The following is a 20,062-nucleotide window of genomic DNA, read 5'->3' on the forward strand; positions in this document are numbered from 1 at the left end:
GACGGGGGCTTCCCCGTGCTACGGCGCGTGCCGCGTCAGCGCGGCGGGTGCGTCGGCCTCTCGGCGTCGAGCCTCTCGGCTTCTCGGCCTCCGGCCTCCCGGCCCTCAGTCCCTCCGGGCGTTCGGGCCGCCGAAGAGGCCGCCGTCCGTGGTCCCGGCCGGATCGCCGGGATCGCCCGGGTCGCCGTTCGCGCCGCCGTTGTCCGCGCCGCCGTTGTCGGCGCCGCCGTCCTCACCGCCCGGACCGCTGATCGTGCCCTCGTCGTCGCAGTCGGGCTGACCCGGCAGGCAGCTGTCGGTCGGGGACGGGGAGGGCTTCGTCGGGGACGGGGAGGGGGACGACCTCGTCGGCGTCGGGGACGGCGACTCCGTCTCCTCGGTCTCCGACGGGGTCGGGGACGGCGTCGGGGACGGGCAGCTGCTGTGGCTGCACACCTTGTCGCCGATGGCGCCGGGCTCCGGGAAGTCCAGCTTCTGCTGGCCCTTCATGGCCTCCAGCATGTAGTCCGTCCACACCTCGGCGGGGAACGAGGCGCCGTGGATCTGCTCCAGGCCCGCCGTCCCGTACATGGTGAGGAACTCCTGCCGCTCCGCCTGGTCGTCCACCCGCCACATGCCGATGGAGGTCGACAGCTGCTTGGTGTAGCCCGTGAACCACGCGTGCTTGTTGTCGTCGGTGGTGCCGGTCTTGCCCGCGACCGGGCGGTTCAGCGCCCTGGCCACGCTGCCGGTGCCCTCGTCGCCCTGGACGACGTTCTCCAGCATGCTGGTGATGTTGTCCGCGACGTTGGCGTCGAAGGCGCGCTGGGTCTTCTTCTCGTGCTCGTAGACGACCGCGCCCTTCTCCTTCACCTCCGTGACGGAGTACGGCTCGGTCTTCTCACCGCTCTGCGCGAACGTCGCGTAGCTGGAGGCCATCCGGATCGCGCTCGGCGCCGAGGTGCCCAGCGAGAACGCCGGGGTGATGGCGGACAGGCTCTCCTCGTTGACGCCCGCGTCGAGCGCGGACTCCTTCACCTTGTCGAGCCCGACGTCCATGCCCAACTGGATGAACGGGGTGTTGGCCGAGACCTCCATGGCCTGCATGAGGTTGATCTGGCCGTAGCTCTTGCTGTCGTCGTTCTTCTGGTGCCACTCCTCGTTGTCCTTGTTGAGCCACGTCTCGCCGTTGTACTGGAGGAGCTTGACCTTGTTGTCGCCGTTGTAGACGCTGCGCGGCGAGACCAGCGTCCGCTGGTCCATGCCCTGCTGCTCCGGCCCGTTCGGGTCCCGTACGCCGTCGCGCATCGCTGCGGCCATGACGAACGGCTTGAAGGTCGAACCGACCGAGGCGCCGGTGTAGTCGGCGTTGTTGGTGTAGTGCGTGACGGCGTCGTCGCCGCCGTAGATCGCGACGATCGCCCCGTCGCCCGGCTTCACCGACGCGCCGCCGAACTGGACGTACTTGTCCCGCTCGCGCTTCTTCGGGTCGAAGTTCTTCTTCTTGACCTTCTGGACGGTCTTCTCCAGGGCGAGCGTCTTCTCCTTGTCGAAGGTGGTGTAGATCTGGTAGCCGCCCTTTTTCAGCTTCCGATCCGTGATCCCGCTGTCCGGGTCGTTGGTGACGTTGTTGTTCGCCAGGTTGACCAGGTAGCCGATCTGACCCTTGAGGTTGGTGGCCTTCTCCGGGCGCTTGGGCATCGGGAACTTGGTGATGGCGTCGCGCTTGCCGCTCTCCAGCCGTCCCGTCTTGACCTCGCGGTCGAGGATCCACGACCAACGCGCCTTCGCGCGCTCGGTGTTGGCCTCCGGCGTCTGGAGCGCGCCGCCGCCCTCGCCGCCGTGCGGGTCGTAGAGGTTCGCACCGTTCAGGACGGCCGCGAGGAACGCGCTCTCGCTCGGGCTGAGGTCGATCGCGTCCTTGCTGTAGTACGCCTGGGACGCGGCCTGGATGCCGTACGCGCCGCGCCCGAAGTACGCGGTGTTGAGGTAGCCCGCGAGGATGTCGTCCTTCTCCTCGTTGACGCCCACCTTTATCGAGATCAGCAGTTCCTTGGCCTTGCGCGACAACGTCTGCGACTGGTCCAGGTAGTTGTTCTTCACGTACTGCTGCGTGATGGTCGAGCCCGACTGGGTCTCGCCGCCGGTCGCCATCTTGAACATGGCGCGGCCGATGCCCATCGGGTCGACGCCCGGGTCGTCGTAGAACGACTCGTTCTCCGCCGAGATCACCGCGTCCTGCATGGACTTGGCGACCTGCGGGAGGTCGACGTTCTGCCGGTTCTGGTCGCCGCCGCCCGCGGTGACCATGCGGTCGCCGTTCGCCCAGTAGTAGACGTTCTTCTGGGACTTGGCGGCCTCCTGCGCGTTCGGCACCTCGACCATGGCGTACGCGATGCCCGCGAGGCCCATCATCAGCGCGGCGAAGCCGACGTAGGTGCCCAACACCTGCTTCCACGACGGAATCCAGCGGCGGGCGCCCTCGCGGCCCGAGCGCGGGTAGTCGATGAAGCGCTTCTTGCCGGGCTGCGCCTGCCCGCGCCCGCGTGCGGCCGCCCGCCCGCCCGCGACGGCGCCCGAGGCCGCCGCGGCACCGGCCGCGCGTCGTCTGCCGCCGCCCTGCGGGGCGCCACGGCGCGCCTCGGCGCGACCGCCGGTGGCGCGGTCGGGCCCCTGCTCGTACGAGCCGGCGCTGGTGTCACGCGGCGGTGCCGCGCGGCGGCCACTCGGCGGTGGCTGCGACGCGCGCCTGCCGCGCCCCTGCGGCTGCTTTCGACGGTGCTCGCTCATTGGAAACAGCTACTCCTCGGGCAGGCGGCACACACACGCCTGAAGGCGGCAGTTGACATCTTGGTCCCCCTGCGCGCACCCCGCCGCGACCACGCCGCGGGGCACACCGCACCCAGGACGAGGACGCCTGGCGGCGCCGCACGGTTCCCGGTTGGTGGTCTGCACAGCGGACAGACTACGCAGCTCCAAAACCCTCCTTAGCGAACATACGGTGCATCAGGTACAAGCCGACTCCCCGAATGGTCAATGTGAGTCCCTTCACCACCGTCACCTCCGGTGCCCTCTTGTCGTGGACGAGGGGTTCGTCCTATCGTCTGGATGTATCGAGGCGATACATCAGGCCGGTACATCGGTCTGACACGACGCCCGATGCGCGCCACCCGCCACCGGTACGCGGGACGTACGGCATCTTCGGCAGGCGGGAGCGGGGGGAAGGTATGAGCAGACGCGCCGGCATCCTGGAGTTCGCCGTTCTCGGGCTGCTCCGCGAATCCCCCATGCACGGGTACGAGTTGCGGAAGCGGCTCAACACCTCGCTGGGCGTCTTCCGAGCGTTCAGCTACGGCTCCCTCTACCCGTGCCTCAAGACGCTCGTCCAGCAGGGCTGGTTGATCGAGGAGTCCGGCAACGCGTCCGAGGACCCCCTCGCGGCCCCGCTCGCCGGGCGCCGGGCGAAGATCGTCTACCGGCTCACCGCGGACGGCAAGGAGCACCTCGAGGAGCTTCTCGCCCAGACCGGCCCGGACGCGTGGGAGGACGAGCACTTCGGCATCCGCTTCGCGTTCTTCGGCCAGACCTCGCGCGACGTGCGGGTGCGCGTACTGGAGGGCCGCCGCAGCCGGTTGGAGGAGCGCCTCGCGAAGATGCGCGCCTCCCTGACCCGTACCGGCGAGCGGCTGGACGACTACACCCTCGAACTCCAGCGCCACGGCATGGAGTCCGTGGAGCGCGAGGTCCGCTGGCTCAACGAGCTGATCGAGAGCGAGCGGTCCGGGCTCGACCGGCGCCGTGAGGCGACGGCAGAGCGCACGTCAGAAGAGACGGGCGGGCAGCCCCGGCACCGGGGTGGTACCCGACCGGACCCGTCCGACGACATCACATGAGCGCCGCACTGGGCGGCTTCATCGAGCACACACAGGGAGCAACGGGAATGGGTTCGGTTCGTGTAGCCATTGTCGGCGTGGGCAACTGCGCCGCCTCGCTGGTACAGGGCGTCGAGTACTACAAGGACGCCGACCCGGACAGCAAGGTCCCGGGCCTCATGCACGTCCAGTTCGGTGACTACCACGTGCGCGACATCGAGTTCGTCGCCGCCTTCGACGTGGACGCGAAGAAGGTCGGCCTCGACCTGGCGGACGCCATCGGCGCCAGCGAGAACAACACCATCAAGATCTGCGACGTGCCCCGCTCGGGCGTCCAGGTGCAGCGCGGCCACACCAACGACGGTCTCGGCAAGTACTACCGCGAGACCATCGAGGAGTCCACCGAGGAGCCCGTGGACATGGTCCGCGCGCTCAAGGACAGCGGCGCCGACGTGCTGGTGTGCTACCTGCCGGTCGGCTCGCAGACCGCCGTGGAGTACTACGCGCAGGTCGCCATCGACGCGAAGGTCGCCTTCGTCAACGCGCTGCCCGTGTTCATCGCCGGCACCAAGGAGTGGGCCGACAAGTTCACCGAGGCGGGCGTCCCGATCGTCGGTGACGACATCAAGTCCCAGGTGGGCGCCACCATCACGCACCGCGTGATGGCCAAGCTGTTCGAGGACCGGGGCGTCGTCCTGGACCGCACCATGCAGCTGAACGTCGGCGGCAACATGGACTTCAAGAACATGCTGGAGCGGGAGCGGCTGGAGTCCAAGAAGATCTCGAAGACGCAGGCCGTCACCTCGCAGATCCCCGACCGCGACCTCGGCGCGGACAACGTGCACATCGGCCCGTCGGACTACGTGGCGTGGCTCGACGACCGCAAGTGGGCGTACGTACGCCTGGAGGGGCGCGCGTTCGGCGACGTGCCGCTCAACCTGGAGTACAAGCTGGAGGTCTGGGACTCGCCGAACTCGGCGGGCGTCATCATCGACGCGCTGCGCGCCGCGAAGATCGCGAAGGACCGCGGCCTCGGCGGCCCGGTGCTCTCCGCGTCCTCGTACTTCATGAAGTCCCCGCCGGTGCAGTACTTCGACGACGAGGCCCGGCGGAACGTCGAGGCGTTCATCAACGGCGACGTCGAGAGCTGAGCCCCGCGTCCACCCGAGGGTGAACGCGGGCGCGCGCCCGACCCGTCGAGGTGCGGCGGTGGTCCCGGACAGGTGCCGGGTCCACCGCCCGCCGGTCGTACGGGCACGGGACGGGCGCGGCACGGGCACGGGGGCGTACGGGATACCCGTACGCCCCCGGCCCGTCCGCCGTACGCCCGCCGCTCAGCGGTCGACCGTACGGTCCACCATCGTCGTCGTGTGCCGCAGGTGCGCGACCAGCTCCTCGCCCACCCTCGGCTCCGGCGCGTCGTCCGGCACGAACAGGATCGACACCTGCATGTGCGGCGGCTCCGCGAACCACCGCTGCTTGCCGCCCCAGACGAACGGCGACAGGTTCCGGTTGACGGTCGCCAGCCCGGCCCGCGCGACGCCCTTGGCGCGCGACGTCATGCCGTGCAGCGCCTTCGGCGCCTCCAGCCCCACGCCGTGCGACGTGCCGCCCGCCACCACGACGAGCCAGCCGTCCCCGGCGGTCCGCTGCTGCCGGTAGCCGAAGCGGTCGCCGCGGCTCACCCGCGTCACGTCCAGCACGGACCCCCGGTACTCGGTCGCCTGGTGGTCCCCGAGCCAGAGGTGCGTGCCGATGCGCGCGCGGAAGTTCGTCTGCGGGAACTGCTGCTGGAGCCGCGCGAACTCGTCCGGCTTCAGATGGCTGACGAACATCGTCTCCAGCGGCAGCCGCGCCGCGCGCAGCCGGTCCATCCAGCCGATGACCTCGTCCACCGCGTCCGTGCCGTCCGTGCGGTCCAGCGGCAGGTGGATCGCGAAGCCCTCCAGGCGCACCTCGTCTATGGCGGCGTGCAGCCGCCCCAGGTCCGCCTCGGTGACGCCGTGCCGCTTCATGCTGCTCATGACCTCGATGACCACGCGGGCCCCGCGCAGCAGCCCCACGCCCTCCACCGAGGACACCGAGCGGATCACCCGGTCCGGCAGCGGCACGGGCTCCTCGTCCCGCCGGTACGGCGTCAGCACCAGCAGGTCACCGCCGAAGAAGTCCTTGGTGCGCGCGGCCTCGTACGTCGTCCCGACGGCCATCACGTCCGAGCGGAAGCGGCTGACCTCGTCGGAGAGCCGCTCGTGGCCGAAGCCGTAGCCGTTGCCCTTGCAGACCGGGACGATGCCGGGGAACTGCTGGATCACCGACTGCTGGTGCACCCGCCAGCGATCGGTGTCGACATAGAGGGTGAGCGCCATGACGGGACGGGGACCTTTCTGCTCAAAGGGGTACGGGGGTGGGGGCCGCGGGACGTGTCCGTACGGAGAGTCGTGGCGGCGGTACGGAGAGCGTACGGGACGGGCCGGTACGGGCGTACGGGCCGAACGGTCGTACGGTCAGCGCCGGTTCATGTACATGTCCAGCGCCTTGTGGAGCAGCTTGTTGAGGGGGAAGTCCCACTCGCCGAGGTACTCGGCCGCCTGCCCACCCGTGCCCACCTTGAACTGGATCAGACCGAAGAGGTGGTCGTTCTCGTCCAGGGAGTCGCTGATGCCGCGCAGGTCGTAGACGCTCGCCCCGAGCGCGTACGCGTCCTGGAGCATCCGCCACTGCATCGCGTTCGACGGGCGGACCTCGCGCTTGTGGTTCGCGGAGGCGCCGTACGAATACCAGACGTGCCCGCCGACGACCAGCATCGTCGCCGCCGCCACCGCCTCGCCCTCGTGGCGCGCGAAGTACAGCCGCATCCGCTTCGGGTCCTCGGTGTTGAGGACCGACCACATGCGCTGGAAGTAGCCCAGCGGGCGGGGCCGGAAGTGGTCGCGCTTGGCGGTCACCTCGTACAGCTCCTGCCACTCGGCCAGGTCGTCGTAACCGCCCTGGACGACCTCGACCCCGGCCTTCTCGGCCTTCTTGATGTTGCGCCGCCACAGCTGGTTGAAGCCCTTGTGGACCTGCTCCAGCGTCCGACCCTCCAGCGGCACCTGGAAGACGTAGCGCGGCTGCACGTCGCCGAAGCCCGCGCCGCCGTCCTCGCCCTGCTGCCAGCCCATCCGCCGCAGCTTGTCCGCCACCTCGAACGCGCGGGGCTCGATGTGCGTCGGCTCCACGTCGCGCAGCCGCTTCACGTCCGGGTCCTGGATGCCGCTCTTGATCGCGACCGAGTCCCAGCGGCGGATCACCACGGGCGGGCCCATCTTGACCGAGAACGCGCCCTTCTGCTTGAGGTGCGCCAGCATCGGCTGGAGCCACTCCTCCAGGTTCGGCGCGTGCCAGTTGATGACCGGGCCCTCGGGGAGGTACGCCAGGTACCGCTTCACCTTGGGGAGTTGGCGGTACAGCACCAGCGCGACGCCCACCAACTGGCCGTCGCGGTCGTCGAACCAGCCGAGGTTCTCCGACCGCCACTCGTTCTTCACGTCCGCCCATGCCGGGACCTGGCAATGGCTCGCCGAGGGCAGGCTCTGGATGTACGCCAGATGCTGCTCGCGACTGATGGTCCTCAGGGACAGGCTCATAGGGGGCGCTCCTCCGGCGACGGGCGGAACCCCAGGCGTGCTGCTGGGGAAAGGCTCGCCCGGAAGCCTACTGCCCGCTACCGCGCCCCCGTCGGCCCGTCAGCCCAGCAGCCCGCCGAACGGGCCGCCGTAGGCCATGCCGAGGAACAGCCCGACGGCCGAGCCGCCGAGTCCGAGGACCAGCAGGAAGCGTTCGGCGGTCGTCGCGGACACGAACTGCCCCCAGCCGCCGACGAGTACGCCCACCAGCCCGGCCCAGGACGCCAGCAGGTGCAGATCCGCGCCGCCCCCCTGGGTGACCAGGCCCGCGGCGAACGCGACGAGGCCGACCACGATCGACGTGACGGCGAGGGCGTTCTCGACGGGGTGGGGGCGGCCGTCGCTGTTGAGGAAGGAGAGGGGGTCGTGCCGGGGACCTGCAGCCTGCGCCATGCGGCACCTCCGTGGCCGTACGCGGCGGGACGCGGAGCGGCGGGAGTATGACGCCGCTCACACCCGATACCTCTAGATTGCGGGCATACACAGCCGGATTTCAACCGCACGGCACGGTGCGGGTACGCTGAGCGGTCTGCACCCGCGGCCCCGGCGACGTCCGGTGGCGTACGCGGTGCGGGACACGCATCACGACCCTCCTGCCACGGAACGACCGTGGCCGCTGAGTCCAGAGGAGGTGGGTTCCACATGCGTCACTACGAGGTGATGGTCATCCTCGACCCCGATCTCGAGGAGCGAGCTGTCTCCCCGCTGATCGAGTCCTTCCTTTCCGTCGTCCGTGAGGGCAACGGCAAGGTGGAGAAGGTCGACACCTGGGGCCGTCGTCGTCTCTCCTACGAGATCAAGAAGAAGCCCGAGGGCATCTACTCGGTCATCGACCTCCAGGCCGAGCCTGCGGTCGTCAAGGAGCTCGACCGTCAGATGAACCTGAACGAGTCGGTCCTCCGGACCAAGGTCCTCCGTCCCGAGATGCACTGACCCCGACCTGACGGTCGGGTCGGCACTCGGAATTCCGAGCAGCACGCGGCCGCGTCCGGCGTGATCACCAGATCCCGCGTCCGGCGCGACCGGCAAGCCCAGCAGCAGCACGCCGAGAGGTTCACCCATGGCAGGCGAGACCGTCATCACGGTCGTCGGCAATCTCGTCGACGACCCCGAGCTGCGCTTCACCCCCTCCGGTGCGGCGGTCGCGAAGTTCCGTGTCGCGTCCACCCCGCGCACCTTCGACCGGCAGACCAACGAGTGGAAGGACGGCGAGAGCCTGTTCCTCACCTGCTCGGTCTGGCGGCAGGCGGCGGAGAACGTCGCCGAGTCCCTCACCAAGGGCACGCGCGTCGTCGTACAGGGCCGCCTCAAGCAGCGGTCGTACGAGGACCGTGAGGGCATCAAGCGCACGGTCTACGAGCTGGACGTCGACGAGGTCGGCGCCAGCCTGCGCAACGCGACCGCGAAGATCAGCAAGACCTCCGGCCGCGGTGGCCAGGGTGGCGGTGGCGGCGGCTGGGGCGGCGGCCCCGGCGGTGGCCAGCAGGGCGGTGGCGGACCCGCGGGTGACCCGTGGGCCACGGCAGCGCCCGCGGGCGGCGGCCAGCAGGGCGGCGGCGGTGGCGGCTGGGGCGGCGGCCCCGGTGGCGGCGGCGGTGGCTACTCGGACGAGCCCCCCTTCTGACCCGCGGGGGCCGTCGGCCCCACGCGGTCCGGAAGCCGGGTTCGCTCGCTCACTTACTTGAACACACTGGAGAAAGACAATGGCGAAGCCGCCTCCGCGCAAGCCGAAGAAGAAGGTTTGCGTCTTCTGCAAGGACAAGATCAACTACGTGGACTACAAGGACACGAACCTGCTGCGGAAGTTCATCTCCGACCGCGGCAAGATCCGTGCCCGCCGGGTCACCGGCAACTGCACCCAGCACCAGCGGGACGTCGCCACGGCCGTGAAGAACAGCCGTGAGGTCGCGCTGCTGCCCTACACGTCGACCGCGCGATAAGGAAAGGGTGACCAGACCATGAAGATCATCCTTACCCACGAGGTCTCCGGCCTCGGCACCGCCGGCGACGTGGTCGTCGTCCGCGACGGCTACGCCCGCAACTACCTGGTCCCGCGCGGTCTCGCGATCCGCTGGACCAAGGGCGGCGAGCAGGACGTGGCGCAGATCCGGCGCGGTCGCAAGATCCGCGAGATCGCCACGATCGAGCAGGCCAACGAGGTCAAGGGCCAGCTCGAGGCCGTCACGGTGGCCCTCTCCGTACGCGCGGGTGAGGGCGGCCGCCTCTTCGGCTCCGTCACCCCGGCCGACATCGCCGCGGCGGTGAAGGACGCGAAGGGTCCGGAGCTGGACAAGCGCCGCGTGGAGCTGGGCACGCCGATCAAGACCCTGGGTTCGCACAAGGTCTCGGTACGCCTGCACCCCGAGGTCGTGGCGAGCTTCGACGTCGAGGTCAAGGCGGCGTAAGGCACGGCACACGCAGACGGAGGGCCGTACCCCGGCGGACGGGGTACGGCCCTCCGGCGTGTGCGGGGGCGGGTGCGCGTACGGGCGCGGGGCGTACGGAGGCGGGGCGGGTGCGCGTACGGGTGCGGGTGTGCGCCGGTCAGGTCCGGACCGCGCCCGTGACGACCCAGCGGCCCGAACGCGCCCGCAGCCACAGCGAGACGAGCCGCAGCGACATCATCAGCCCCGCCACCGCCCACCACAGCGCCGTCAGCCCGCCACCCAACCGCGGCACCAGCAGGGCGACCGGCGCGAACACGGCCAGTACGGCCAGCATCGCGCCCGCCAGGTACGTACCGTCCCCGGCGCCCATCAGCACCCCGTCCAGGACGAAGACCACGCCCGCGACGGGCTGCGTCACGGCCACCACCAGCAGGACGGCCGTCAGCCGCGCCGTGACGTCCTGGTCCGTGGTGAACAGCGGCGTGAACAGCGGCCGCGCGGCGACCACCGCCGCCCCGAGCACCGCCCCGGACACGACGCCCCAGAGCACCATGCGGCGGCACACGGCCCAGGCGCCCGCCTCGTCCCCGGCGCCGAGGTACCGGCCGATGATCGCCTGGCCCGCGATGGCGATGGCGTCCAGCGCGAAGGCCAGCAGCGACCACAGGGTGAGCGCGATCTGGTGCGCGGCCACGTCGGCGTCCCCGAGGCGGGCGGCGACGGCCGTGGCGATGAGCAGGACGGCGCGCAGCGAGAGCGTACGGACCAGCAGCGGCGCACCGGCCTGCGCGCAGGCGCGTATCCCGGCGGCGTCCGGGCGCAGGGAGGCGCCGTGCCGACGGGCGCCGCGTACGACCACGACCAGGTACGCGGCGGCCATCGCGCACTGGGCGAGGACCGTGCCCCAGGCGGAACCGGCGATGCCGAGCCCGAGGCCGTAGACGAGGAGGACGTTCAGCGCGAGGTTTCCGGCGAAGCCCGCGACGGCGACGTACAGCGGCGTCCGGGTGTCCTGGAGGCCGCGCAGGACGCCGGTCGCGGCGAGGACGACGAGCATGGCGGGGATGCCGAGCGCGCTGATCCGCAGGTACGTCGCCGCGTGCGGGGCGGCCGTGGCGGAGGCGCCGAAGAGGTCGACGAGCGCGGGCGCGGTCGGCAGCACGGCGGCGACGACGAGGGCGCCGAGGAGCAGCGCGAGCCAGACGCCGTCCATGCCCTGCCGGATGGCGGCGGGCAGGTCGCCCGCGCCGACGCGGCGGGCGACGGCGGCGGTGGTGGCGTACGCGAGGAACACGAACACGTGCACCGCGGTCTGGAGGAGGGCCGCGGCGACGCCGAGACCGGCGAGCTGCGGGGTGCCGAGGTGGCCGACGACGGCGCTGTCCGCCATCAGGAAGAGGGGCTCCGCGACGAGCGCGCCGAAGGCGGGGAGGGCGAGGGCGAGGATCTCCCGGTCATGTCGACGGGCGCTCGGTGCGGTGGTGGTCACAGGTTCGATTCAAGCATCCACAGGTAATGGTTGCAATGCTGCTGTGTCCATTACCTTTGGTTGCGCGGAGTGAGCCTGTGCGTGCTGTTCGAGGTGGCGTCACACCTGGGGGCGAAGTTTTTTCCGCGCACAGGCGGTGGATGTCTTCGCCGCAGGTCAGAGGGTGTTCGCGCGGGACGCGTCCGACTCCTCCACAGGGCCGTCCACCGGCTCGTACACAGCTTCAACCGGGTTCTCCACAGGAAGACGTCCACTATCCACATGCCCTGTGGATAACACGATTGGCTGGGTGCCCCCGGCCCGCCTACCGTGGTGCGGCGCCTGCCTGTCGTTCCCCTGGTCTTCACCGCGGCCTCGACCCGCCGTGAGCGGAGCCGGGCGTCTGGAAGTGTCAGCGCCATTGTCAGCGCCGTGCCGTAGGAAGGAGGCACGGCGTCGACGCGGACCGAGCCGTACGGCCACCGGTCCGGTCGTACGGGCCGGGGCGTACCGGCGTCCGTACGGAGACCACGACGGGAACCGAGCAGGACGGGAGGAGCGCGCGGGGTGACCCAGCAGCCCGAGCACGTCGACGACCCCTGGATGGCCGACATGGACGGCCCGGGGGACCGCGTCGCGCTCTCCCCGCAGCGCCGCAACGGCGGTTCGGGGCAGGAGCAGCACGACCGCGGGCGCGAGAGCGGCGGTTGGGGCGCGGGCACCCCGTTCGAGCGGGTGCCGCCGCAGGACCTCGACGCCGAACAGTCCGTGCTCGGCGGCATGTTGCTGTCCAAGGACGCCATCGCGGACGTCGTCGAGGTGCTCCGCGGCCACGACTTCTACCGCCCGGCGCACGAGACGGTCTACCAGGCGATCCTCGACCTCTACGCCAAGGGCGAGCCCGCCGACCCCATCACCGTCGCCGCCGAGTTGACCAAGCGCGGCGACATCGGCCGCGTGGGCGGCCCCGGTTACCTGCACTCGCTGGTCCAGTCCGTCCCCACGGCGGCCAACGCGGAGTACTACGCGGAGATCGTCCACGAGCGGGCCGTGCTGCGCCGCCTCGTGGAGGCGGGCACCCGGATCACCCAGATGGGATACGCGGCGGACGGCGACGTCGACGAGATCGTCAACTCCGCGCAGGCGGAGATCTACGCCGTCACCGAGGAGCGCACCAGCGAGGACTACCTCCCGCTGGCCGAGATCATGGAGAGCGCCCTCGACGAGATCGAGGCCATCGGCTCCCGCAGCGGCCAGATGACCGGCGTCCCCACCGGCTTCACCGACCTGGACTCCCTGACGAACGGCCTGCACCCCGGCCAGATGGTCGTCGTCGCCGCCCGTCCCGCCATGGGCAAGGCGCTGGCCCTGGACACCCCGCTGCCCACCCCCGACGGCTGGACGACGATGGGCGAGGTCGCCGAGGGCGACCGGCTGCTGGCGCACGACGGCACCCCGACGCGGGTCGTCGCGGCGACCGGCGTGCTCACCGGGCGGCCGTGCTACGAGGTGGAGTTCGACGACGGCACCGTCGTCGTGGCCGACGCCGACCACCAGTGGCGTACGGAGACCCGCGCCGAACGCCGCGCGGCGGGACGTACGGGCGGGGCGTCCCCGGCCACTGCGCCCCCGGTCCGGACCACCAAGGAGATCGCGGCCACCCTGCGGTGCGTGGCCGACGGCAGGCTGAACCACAGCGTGCGCAACGCCGACCCGCTCCGACTGCCGCACCGCGAGCTGCCCGTCGACCCGTACGCCCTCGGCGCGTGGCTCGGCGGCGGCACCGGCGACGCGACGGCGGACGGGCCCGGCGGCGACGGGCGGTTCGAGGCGCACCTGCGCGCGCTGGGGGTGCTGGACCGCAGGCACATCCCCGCGCCGTACCTGCGCGCGGCGGCCGGGCAGCGGCGGGAGCTGCTGGCGGGCCTGCTGGACGCGCGGGGGACGGTCGGCGCGGGCGGCTCCGTGCGGTTCGCGGTGACGGCGCGCGCGCTGGCCGAGGACTTCCGCGAGCTGGTGCTGGGCCTGGGGCACCGCTGCGCGGCGTCGGTGCGGCGGGCGGGTGGTGCGGCGGGTACGACGGGCACGGCGTACGTCACGACGTTCACGCCGGTGGGCGACACCGCGCGGGGCGGCACGGGCGACGGCGGCCCGTTCCGGCTGGCGCGCAAGCGGCGGGCGTACGCGGCACGGGGGCGTCCCGCCTCGGCGCGCGCGTCGCGGCGCCTGATCAGGGACGTACGGGAGGTGGCGAGCGTCCCGGTGCGGTGCGTGCAGGTGGCGCACCCGGACCAGACGTACCTGGCGACCCGTTCCCTGGTGCCCACCCACAACTCCACGCTGGCCCTGGACTTCGCCCGCGCCTGCTCCATCCGCCACAACCTGCCGAGCGTCATCTTCTCCCTGGAGATGGGCCGGAACGAGATCGCCATGCGCCTGCTGTCCGCCGAGGCGCGCGTGGCCCTGCACCACATGCGGTCCGGCAGCATGACGGACGACGACTGGACGCGGCTGGCCCGCCAGATGCCCGGCGTCACCGACGCGCCGCTCTACATCGACGACTCCCCCAACCTGTCGATGATGGAGATCCGCGCCAAGTGCCGCCGCCTGAAGCAGCGCAACGACCTGCGGCTGGTCGTCATCGACTACCTCCAGCTGATGCAGGCCGGCGGCTCCCGACGCCCCGAGAGCCGCCAGCAGGAGGTCTCCGAGATGTCCCGGAACCTCAAGCTCCTCGCCAAGGAGCTGGAGGTCCCCGTGGTCGCGCTGTCGCAGCTGAACCGTGGCCCCGAGCAGCGCACCGACAAGAAGCCGATGGTGTCCGACCTGCGCGAGTCCGGCTGCCTCACGGCCCGTACGCGCGTGCTGCGGGCCGACGGCGGCGGCGAGTCGACCCTCGGCGAGCTGTTGGAGAGCGGCGCCCGCGACATCCCGGTGTGGTCCCTGGACGCCGACCTGCGGCTCGTACGGCGCACGATGACGCACGTCTTCCCCAGCGGCACGAAGGAGGTCTTCCGGCTGCGGCTGGCGTCGGGCCGGGAGGTGGAGGCGACGGCGAACCACCCGTTCCTGACGTTCGACGGCTGGCGCCCGCTCGGCGCGCTGTCGGTGGGGGACCGCCTGGCGGTCCCGCGGCGCGTGGGCGCACCCACGCGGGCGGCGGACGGGGGGTGCGAGGGCGAGGCATACGCGGTCGGGTCGTACGGTGGCGGCGCGGCCGGGTCGTACGGGGCCGGGGACGGTGGCCTGCCGCGTACGGCGCACGGGCTGGCGGACGGCCGACTGCGGCGGCTCCTGGGGCGGTTGTGGACGGCGGGCGCCTCCGGCACGGACCCGTTCCGCTGCCGGGTGCGGGGCGAACGGCGCGCCCGCGACCTCCAACTCCTGCTGCTCCGGCTGGAGATCGGCGCCCGGCTGCTGCGCCCGGAGCCCGCCGGGCCCGACGGCGCGGACGCCCCCGGGCCCTGGACCCTCGACGTACCGGGCCGCGACGACCGGCGCCGCTTCCTGGCCGAGGTCGGCCCGCACCTGTCCGGCACGGTGGCCGCGTCCGCCCGCCGACTGCGTACGACGGGGCCGGACACCCGCGCGGAGCGGGAGGCCGTACCGGCGGACGTACGGGACGGCGTACGCGACCTGCTGCACGCCCCCCGCCCCGAGCCGGCCCCCGCGGGCGCCCGTACCGCCCCCGGAGGCTCCCCGCTGGCCCGCGTGTCCCGGCTGCTGGCGAGCCGCGACCTGGAGCTGCTGGCCACGGGCGACGTGGCGTGGGACCGGGTGGTCGCGGTGGAGAGCCTGGGCGCACAGCCGGTCTACGACGCGACGGTCCCGGGCACGCACAACTTCGTCGCGGACGGCGTCCACGTCCACAACTCCATCGAGCAGGACGCGGACATGGTGATCCTGCTGCACCGCGAGGACGCGTACGAGAAGGAGTCCCCCCGCGCGGGCGAGGCCGACCTGATCGTCGCCAAGCACCGCAACGGCCCGACCGCCACGATCACGGTCGCGTTCCAGGGCCACTACTCCCGCTTCGTCGACATGGCCAACGGCTAGGCGGTGTCCGGGCGGTCTTCTCGGGCTCGCGACGACGGCTACGTCACCTCGCCGCGTTGTCGGAGTCATCCACGTACGACCCGGTACGAGGACGATCCTCCGCCTTGCGCCGCACCGCATCCGACGCCGCGAGCCACCCCTCAAAGATCGCCCGGACACCGCCTAGGCGAGGGCCGAGCAGGTGCTCCACCTCCTGGGCGGGCCCCTGCGGGAGGGCTACGTACAACGCTGGTACGTCTGAGCCCGCGTACGTCCGACCCTGAGGGCGGGACGGACGGCCGGAGGGCCCGGCGCGTCGGCTGAGATGATCGGACCCGGATCGCTGAGGGACACCCCAGCCGCGCCTGCCCGTCGGGTCGTGCGCGCGGCGGTGCCGGACCGAGGTCGGAGCCGACGTGGCGCCGACCCGCTTCTCCAGGAGGACTGCTTGATGACTGACCGGCCCTTGACCCTCATGGCCGTACACGCCCACCCCGACGACGAGGCGACCGGAACCGGCGGGGTCCTCGCGCGGTACGCGGCGGAGGGCATCCGTACGGTCCTCGTGACCTGTACCGACGGCGGCTGCGGCGACGGGCCGGGGGGCGTCAAGCCGGGCGACCCCGGGCACGATCCGGCCGCGGTCGCCGCGATGCGCGCCCAGGAACTCCGGGCGAGCTGCGACGTCCTGGGGATCGGCGCGCTGGAGACGCTGGACTACGCCGACTCCGGGATGCTCGGCTGGGAGAGCAACGAGGCCCCAGGGTCGTTCTGGCGGACCCCCGTGGCGGAGGGCGCGGCCCGCCTCGCGGAGCTGATGCGGCACCACCGTCCCGACGTCGTCGTCACCTACGACGAGAACGGCTTCTACGGTCACCCCGACCACATCCAGGCCCACCGCATCACGATGGCGGCGGTGGAGCTGAGCGGGCTGACGCCGAAGGTCTACTGGACGACGATGCCCCACTCGATGATGCGGCGCTTCGGCGAGCTGATGCGCGAGGCCCAGGCGGGCGGGCCGGAGCCGGACCCCGCCGAGGTCGCGGCGATGGCCGAGATCGGCCTCCCCGACGCCGAGGTCACCACGTGGGTGGACACCACCGCGTTCAGTCGGCAGAAGTTCGACGCGTTGGCCGCGCACGCGAGTCAGGGCGAGAACATCTTCTTCCTCAAGATGGGCGACGAGGTGTTCGCGGAGCTGATGGGGACGGAGACCTTCGTACGCGTCCAGGACGCCACCGGCGCGACGCTGCCCGAGGACGACCTCTTCGCCGGACTCCGCTGACCCGCGCGCGACGTCTTCTGCGGGGCGGGGGCTTCTGCCATAGTGCTGGCCACCGCCCCGTTTCCGGACGTGGGCGCGCACGCGCACTGGACAACGTTGTCAAGCCCCGAGGTCGCACCGAACGGAGCCCGCGCATGAGCCCCCACCCCACCCGTACGCGGCTGGCCGCCCTCGCCGCCGCCGCGCTCCTCGCGGGCCTGCTCGGCGGCGCGCCCCCGACGGCGAGCGCCGCGCCCGCCACCGACGCCCCCACGGACGCCGCCGACGGGCAACTCACCGACCTGGTCAACCCGTTCATCGGCACCCGCAACGAGGGCAACACCTTCCCCGGCGCCGCCGTCCCCTTCGGCATGGTGCAGCTCTCCCCCGACACCGGCCACAGCACCGGCTACAACTGGGACCAGACCTCGATCCGCGGCTTCTCCACCACCCACCTCTCCGGCGTCGGCTGCGCGCTCGGCGGCGACCTGCCCGTGATGCCGACCACCGGCGACATCACCAGCACCGACAACGCGCGGTACGCGGCGACCTTCAGCCACGACGACGAGAGCGCGTCCCCCGGCTCGTACGAGGTCACGTTCGGCGACTACGGCGGCACCACCGCCGAGCTGACCGCCACCACGCGCACCGGCCACCAGCGCTACACCTTCCCGGAGACCGACAAGGCCAACGTCCTCCTCAACTCCGGCCAGGCCCTGCACAAGGTGACGCGGTCCGAGGTGCGGGTCGTCGACGACCGTACGATCGCCGCCTCCGTCACCGGCCGCGGCTTCTGCCAGGACACGGAGAAGGAGTACACGGTCCACACCCTCACCCGCTTCGACCGCCCCTTCGACGGCCACGGCACGTGGGACGGCGACGAGGTGACCGACGGCGGCGGCAGCGCGTCCGGCGGTGAGGGGCGGCGCGGCGCGTACGCCCGTTTCGACACCCGGGACGGCGACCGCGACGTGGAGGTGGTCACGTCGCTGTCGTACGTGGACGGGGCCGGGGCCGCGCGCAACCTCGCGGCGGAGGGCACCCGTTCGTTCGACGCGACGCGGGACGCGGCACGCGCCGCGTGGGAGAAGCGCCTCGGGCAGGTACGGGCCGAGGGCGGGAGCGAGGAGCGGCGGCGGGTCTTCTACTCGTCGCTCTACCGCGCGCTGCTGCACCCGAACGTCGGTGAGGACGTGGACGGCCGCTACACCGGCTGGGACCAGAGGACGCACACGTCGGACGGCTTCACGTACCACCAGAACTGGTCGCTGTGGGACACGTACCGCACGCAGGCGCAGCTCCTCGCGCTCCTCGCGCCGGGCGAGTCCCGCGACATGGCGCTGTCGCTGCTCCGCGTGGACGCGGAGGGCGGCTGGCTGCCCAAGTGGGGCTACGGCACGGTCGAGACGAACATCATGACCGGCGACCCCGTCACCCCCTTCCTCACCAACGCGTACCGGCAGGGGCTGCTGAAGGGCCACGAGGAGGAGGCGTACGCGGTCCTCCGGAAGAACGCCGACGGAGTGCCGCCCGCCGACTCCCCGTACGTGGGGCGGATGGGCAACGCCGAGTACCTGAAGGACGGCTACGTGCCGTTCCTGCCGGACCGCGAGAAGGACAAGCCCGGCGACTCCGACTTCCACCACGGCGCCTCGGCCACCCTGGAGTACGCGCTCTCCGACGCCGCCCTCGCCGAGATGGCGCGGGACCTGGGGCACACGGAGGACGCGGCGCGGTACGCGGAACGGTCCCGCAACTACCGTTCCGTGTTCGACGCGAGCACCGGCTTCTTCCGGCCGCGCGACGGCGCCGGCGCCTTCACCGGGCCCGAGGACCCGGCGCGGAGCGAGGGCTTCCACGAGGGCACGGCCTGGCAGTACATGTGGCTGACCCCGCAGGACCAGCCCGGCGTGATCTCCCTCATCGGCGGCCGGGAGGCGGCGGGCGACCGGCTGGACTCCTTCTTCGCGTACGACCAGTTGCTGGCCGACCCGGAGGGGACGGCGCGCGAGGTGTGGGTCAACGGGCCGTACGACTACGACAACGCCGACAAGTACAACCCGCAGAACGAGCCGGACCTCATCGCCCCGTACACGTACCTGTCGACGGGCGAGCCGTGGAAGACCACGGACGTCGTGCACGCCGCGCTCACCCTCTTCACCGACGGGCCCGACGGCGTGACCGGCAACGACGACCTCGGCACCATGTCGTCGTGGATGGTGCTCACGGCCATGGGCGTCTTCCCGGTGTTCCCCGGTACGGACACGTGGGGGCTGTCGGCGCCCGCCTTCGACAAGGTGACGCTGACGCTCGACCCCGAGTGGTACCCGCGGGGCGGCTTCACGGTCACCGCCGACGGCGCGGGTGACGGCAAGCGGTACATCCGGTCGGCGTCGCTCGGCGGCGAGGACCTGCCGCGCACCTGGATCACCACGGACGACATCCGCCGCGGCGACCTGGCGCTGGAGACCGGCGCCGAGCCGTCGGACTGGGGCACGGGCGAGGACGCCGCGCCGCCGTCGACGCCGCTGGGCGGGAGCTGAGCGGGGGGCGGTCGTACGGGCCGCGCCGGGCGCGGTCGGGCCGAAGGCGGGGCGCGGTCGGGGCGCCGTACGTGGGGCAGCCCGCGTACGGCCGTCAGCCCGGCGTGTGGCCGATCCGGTGGTGGAAGCCGCGGATGTGCGCCTCGATGAGGTCGCCCGCGCGCTCCGTGTCCCGCAGGGCGATCGCGTCGTAGACCGCGTGGTGCTCGGCGCGCAGGCCCGCCGTGACCCCGTCCCAGTCGTCGAGCCGGTGGAACGCGGACAGCAGCGCGGTGCGTACGGCGCTCCGCACGGCGACGGTCATGTCCGCCATCAGCCGGTTGCCCCCGGCCTCGGCGACGGCGACGTGGAACGCGGTGTCGCAGTCGTTGAACTCCTCGCGCGTCAGCGCGGTGTCGTCCATGCGCAGCAGCGGCTCCTCGATCCGGGCGAGGTCGTCGTCCGTGGCGCGTTCGGCGGCCAGCCGCGCGCTGGAGCGCTCCAGGGTGGCGCGGGCCTCGACGACGTCGGGGAGCGGGAAGTTGGCCAGCGCCATGTGCAGCCGCAGGAACTGCGTCAGCCCCTCGCTGGGCATCGCGGAGATCACGCTGCCCGAGGCCGGGCCGGTGCCCACGCGGGAACGCAGCACCCCCTGCGCCTCCAGTACGCGCAGCGCCTCCCGTACGGCGGCGCGGCTGACGCCGAGCAGTTCGACCAGCTCGCGTTCGGGCGGGAGGCGGTCGCCGACGCGGAGGTTCCCGGCGAGGATCTGCTCCTCGACGCGGGCGAGGACGAGTTCGAAGGTGCGGGTGCGCGGGACAGGTTCCCAGGCCGCCGTGGTGGTCGACTCCGCCATGCTGCGCTCGCCCT

The 20,062-nt window shown here is 71.9% G+C and carries 15 protein-coding genes; 9 read left to right on the plus strand and 6 right to left on the minus strand.

Going from position 1 to position 20,062, the window contains the following annotated elements; genetic code table 11:
• Nucleotides 1–105 precede the first annotated feature (105 nt).
• The gene (locus D7M15_RS14465) at nt 106–2,769 is read right to left on the minus strand and encodes a transglycosylase domain-containing protein (protein ID WP_121517890.1); all 2,664 of its coding nucleotides are present in this window, start codon (nt 2,767–2,769) and stop codon (nt 106–108) included.
• Nucleotides 2,770–3,206: 437 nt separating this feature from the next.
• On the opposite strand from D7M15_RS14465, the gene D7M15_RS14470 reads away from it, so the two are divergent.
• Both D7M15_RS14470 and D7M15_RS14475 read left to right on the plus strand, forming a co-directional pair.
• On the plus strand, nt 3,207–3,872 hold the full coding sequence (locus D7M15_RS14470; protein ID WP_121517891.1) for a PadR family transcriptional regulator: 666 nt from the start codon (nt 3,207–3,209) through the stop codon (nt 3,870–3,872).
• 47 nt (nt 3,873–3,919) lie between these two features.
• Nucleotides 3,920–5,002: an inositol-3-phosphate synthase gene (locus D7M15_RS14475; RefSeq protein WP_121517892.1), complete on the plus strand. Its 1,083-nt coding sequence runs from the start codon at nt 3,920–3,922 to the stop codon at nt 5,000–5,002.
• A 183-nt stretch (nt 5,003–5,185) separates the two neighbouring features.
• Here D7M15_RS14475 and D7M15_RS14480 read toward each other — a convergent pair whose 3' ends face one another.
• The 3 genes from D7M15_RS14480 to D7M15_RS14490 form a co-directional block, all read right to left on the minus strand.
• Entirely contained in the window at nt 5,186–6,217 is a 1,032-nt protein-coding gene (locus D7M15_RS14480; RefSeq protein WP_121517893.1) for an alanine racemase, read from the minus strand.
• 138 nt (nt 6,218–6,355) lie between these two features.
• Complete coding sequence (locus D7M15_RS14485) at nt 6,356–7,477, minus strand: peptidoglycan bridge formation glycyltransferase FemA/FemB family protein (protein ID WP_121517894.1); 1,122 nt, start codon at nt 7,475–7,477, stop codon at nt 6,356–6,358.
• Between the two features lie 99 nt (nt 7,478–7,576).
• The gene (locus D7M15_RS14490) at nt 7,577–7,909 is read right to left on the minus strand and encodes a hypothetical protein (RefSeq protein ID WP_121517895.1); all 333 of its coding nucleotides are present in this window, start codon (nt 7,907–7,909) and stop codon (nt 7,577–7,579) included.
• A 249-nt stretch (nt 7,910–8,158) separates the two neighbouring features.
• Between D7M15_RS14490 and rpsF the strand changes: the two genes are divergently transcribed.
• The 4 genes from rpsF (at nt 8,159) to rplI (ending at nt 9,921) form a co-directional block, all read left to right on the plus strand.
• Nucleotides 8,159–8,449, plus strand: a complete 291-nt coding sequence (rpsF, locus tag D7M15_RS14495) for a 30S ribosomal protein S6 (RefSeq protein WP_121517896.1) — start codon at nt 8,159–8,161, stop codon at nt 8,447–8,449.
• 127 nt (nt 8,450–8,576) lie between these two features.
• Nucleotides 8,577–9,140, plus strand: coding sequence for a single-stranded DNA-binding protein (locus D7M15_RS14500; protein ID WP_121517897.1), 564 nt, complete (start codon nt 8,577–8,579; stop codon nt 9,138–9,140).
• Between the two features lie 79 nt (nt 9,141–9,219).
• Complete coding sequence (gene rpsR / locus D7M15_RS14505; protein ID WP_070198464.1) at nt 9,220–9,456, plus strand: 30S ribosomal protein S18; 237 nt, start codon at nt 9,220–9,222, stop codon at nt 9,454–9,456.
• Between the two features lie 18 nt (nt 9,457–9,474).
• Nucleotides 9,475–9,921: a 50S ribosomal protein L9 gene (gene rplI / locus D7M15_RS14510; protein WP_121517898.1), complete on the plus strand. Its 447-nt coding sequence runs from the start codon at nt 9,475–9,477 to the stop codon at nt 9,919–9,921.
• A gap of 139 nt (nt 9,922–10,060) precedes the next feature.
• Here rplI and D7M15_RS14515 read toward each other — a convergent pair whose 3' ends face one another.
• Nucleotides 10,061–11,401 carry an MATE family efflux transporter gene (locus D7M15_RS14515; RefSeq protein WP_121517899.1) on the minus strand — a complete coding sequence of 447 codons (1,341 nt, stop codon included), beginning with the start codon at nt 11,399–11,401 and terminating at the stop codon, nt 10,061–10,063.
• Between the two features lie 582 nt (nt 11,402–11,983).
• Between D7M15_RS14515 and dnaB the strand changes: the two genes are divergently transcribed.
• The 3 genes from dnaB to D7M15_RS14535 all read left to right on the plus strand — a co-directional run bounded on the left by dnaB (nt 11,984) and on the right by D7M15_RS14535 (nt 19,213).
• Nucleotides 11,984–15,427, plus strand: coding sequence for a replicative DNA helicase (dnaB, locus tag D7M15_RS14520; RefSeq protein WP_276314491.1), 3,444 nt, complete (start codon nt 11,984–11,986; stop codon nt 15,425–15,427).
• 430 nt (nt 15,428–15,857) lie between these two features.
• Entirely contained in the window at nt 15,858–16,691 is an 834-nt protein-coding gene (locus tag D7M15_RS14530) for a PIG-L family deacetylase (RefSeq protein WP_121517902.1), read from the plus strand.
• 134 nt (nt 16,692–16,825) lie between these two features.
• A complete protein-coding gene (locus tag D7M15_RS14535) occupies nt 16,826–19,213 on the plus strand; it encodes a GH92 family glycosyl hydrolase (protein ID WP_121517903.1) in 2,388 nt (795 codons plus the stop codon).
• A 94-nt stretch (nt 19,214–19,307) separates the two neighbouring features.
• On the opposite strand, the gene D7M15_RS14540 is transcribed toward D7M15_RS14535, so the two are convergent.
• Nucleotides 19,308–20,048 carry a FadR/GntR family transcriptional regulator gene (locus D7M15_RS14540; RefSeq protein WP_121517904.1) on the minus strand — a complete coding sequence of 247 codons (741 nt, stop codon included), beginning with the start codon at nt 20,046–20,048 and terminating at the stop codon, nt 19,308–19,310.
• Nucleotides 20,049–20,062: the final 14 nt, after the last annotated feature.

The sequence above is a fragment of the Streptomyces sp. Z26 genome, assembly GCF_003665095.1.
In the GTDB taxonomy this organism is placed as follows: Bacteria; Actinomycetota; Actinomycetes; order Streptomycetales; family Streptomycetaceae; genus Streptomyces; species Streptomyces phytohabitans.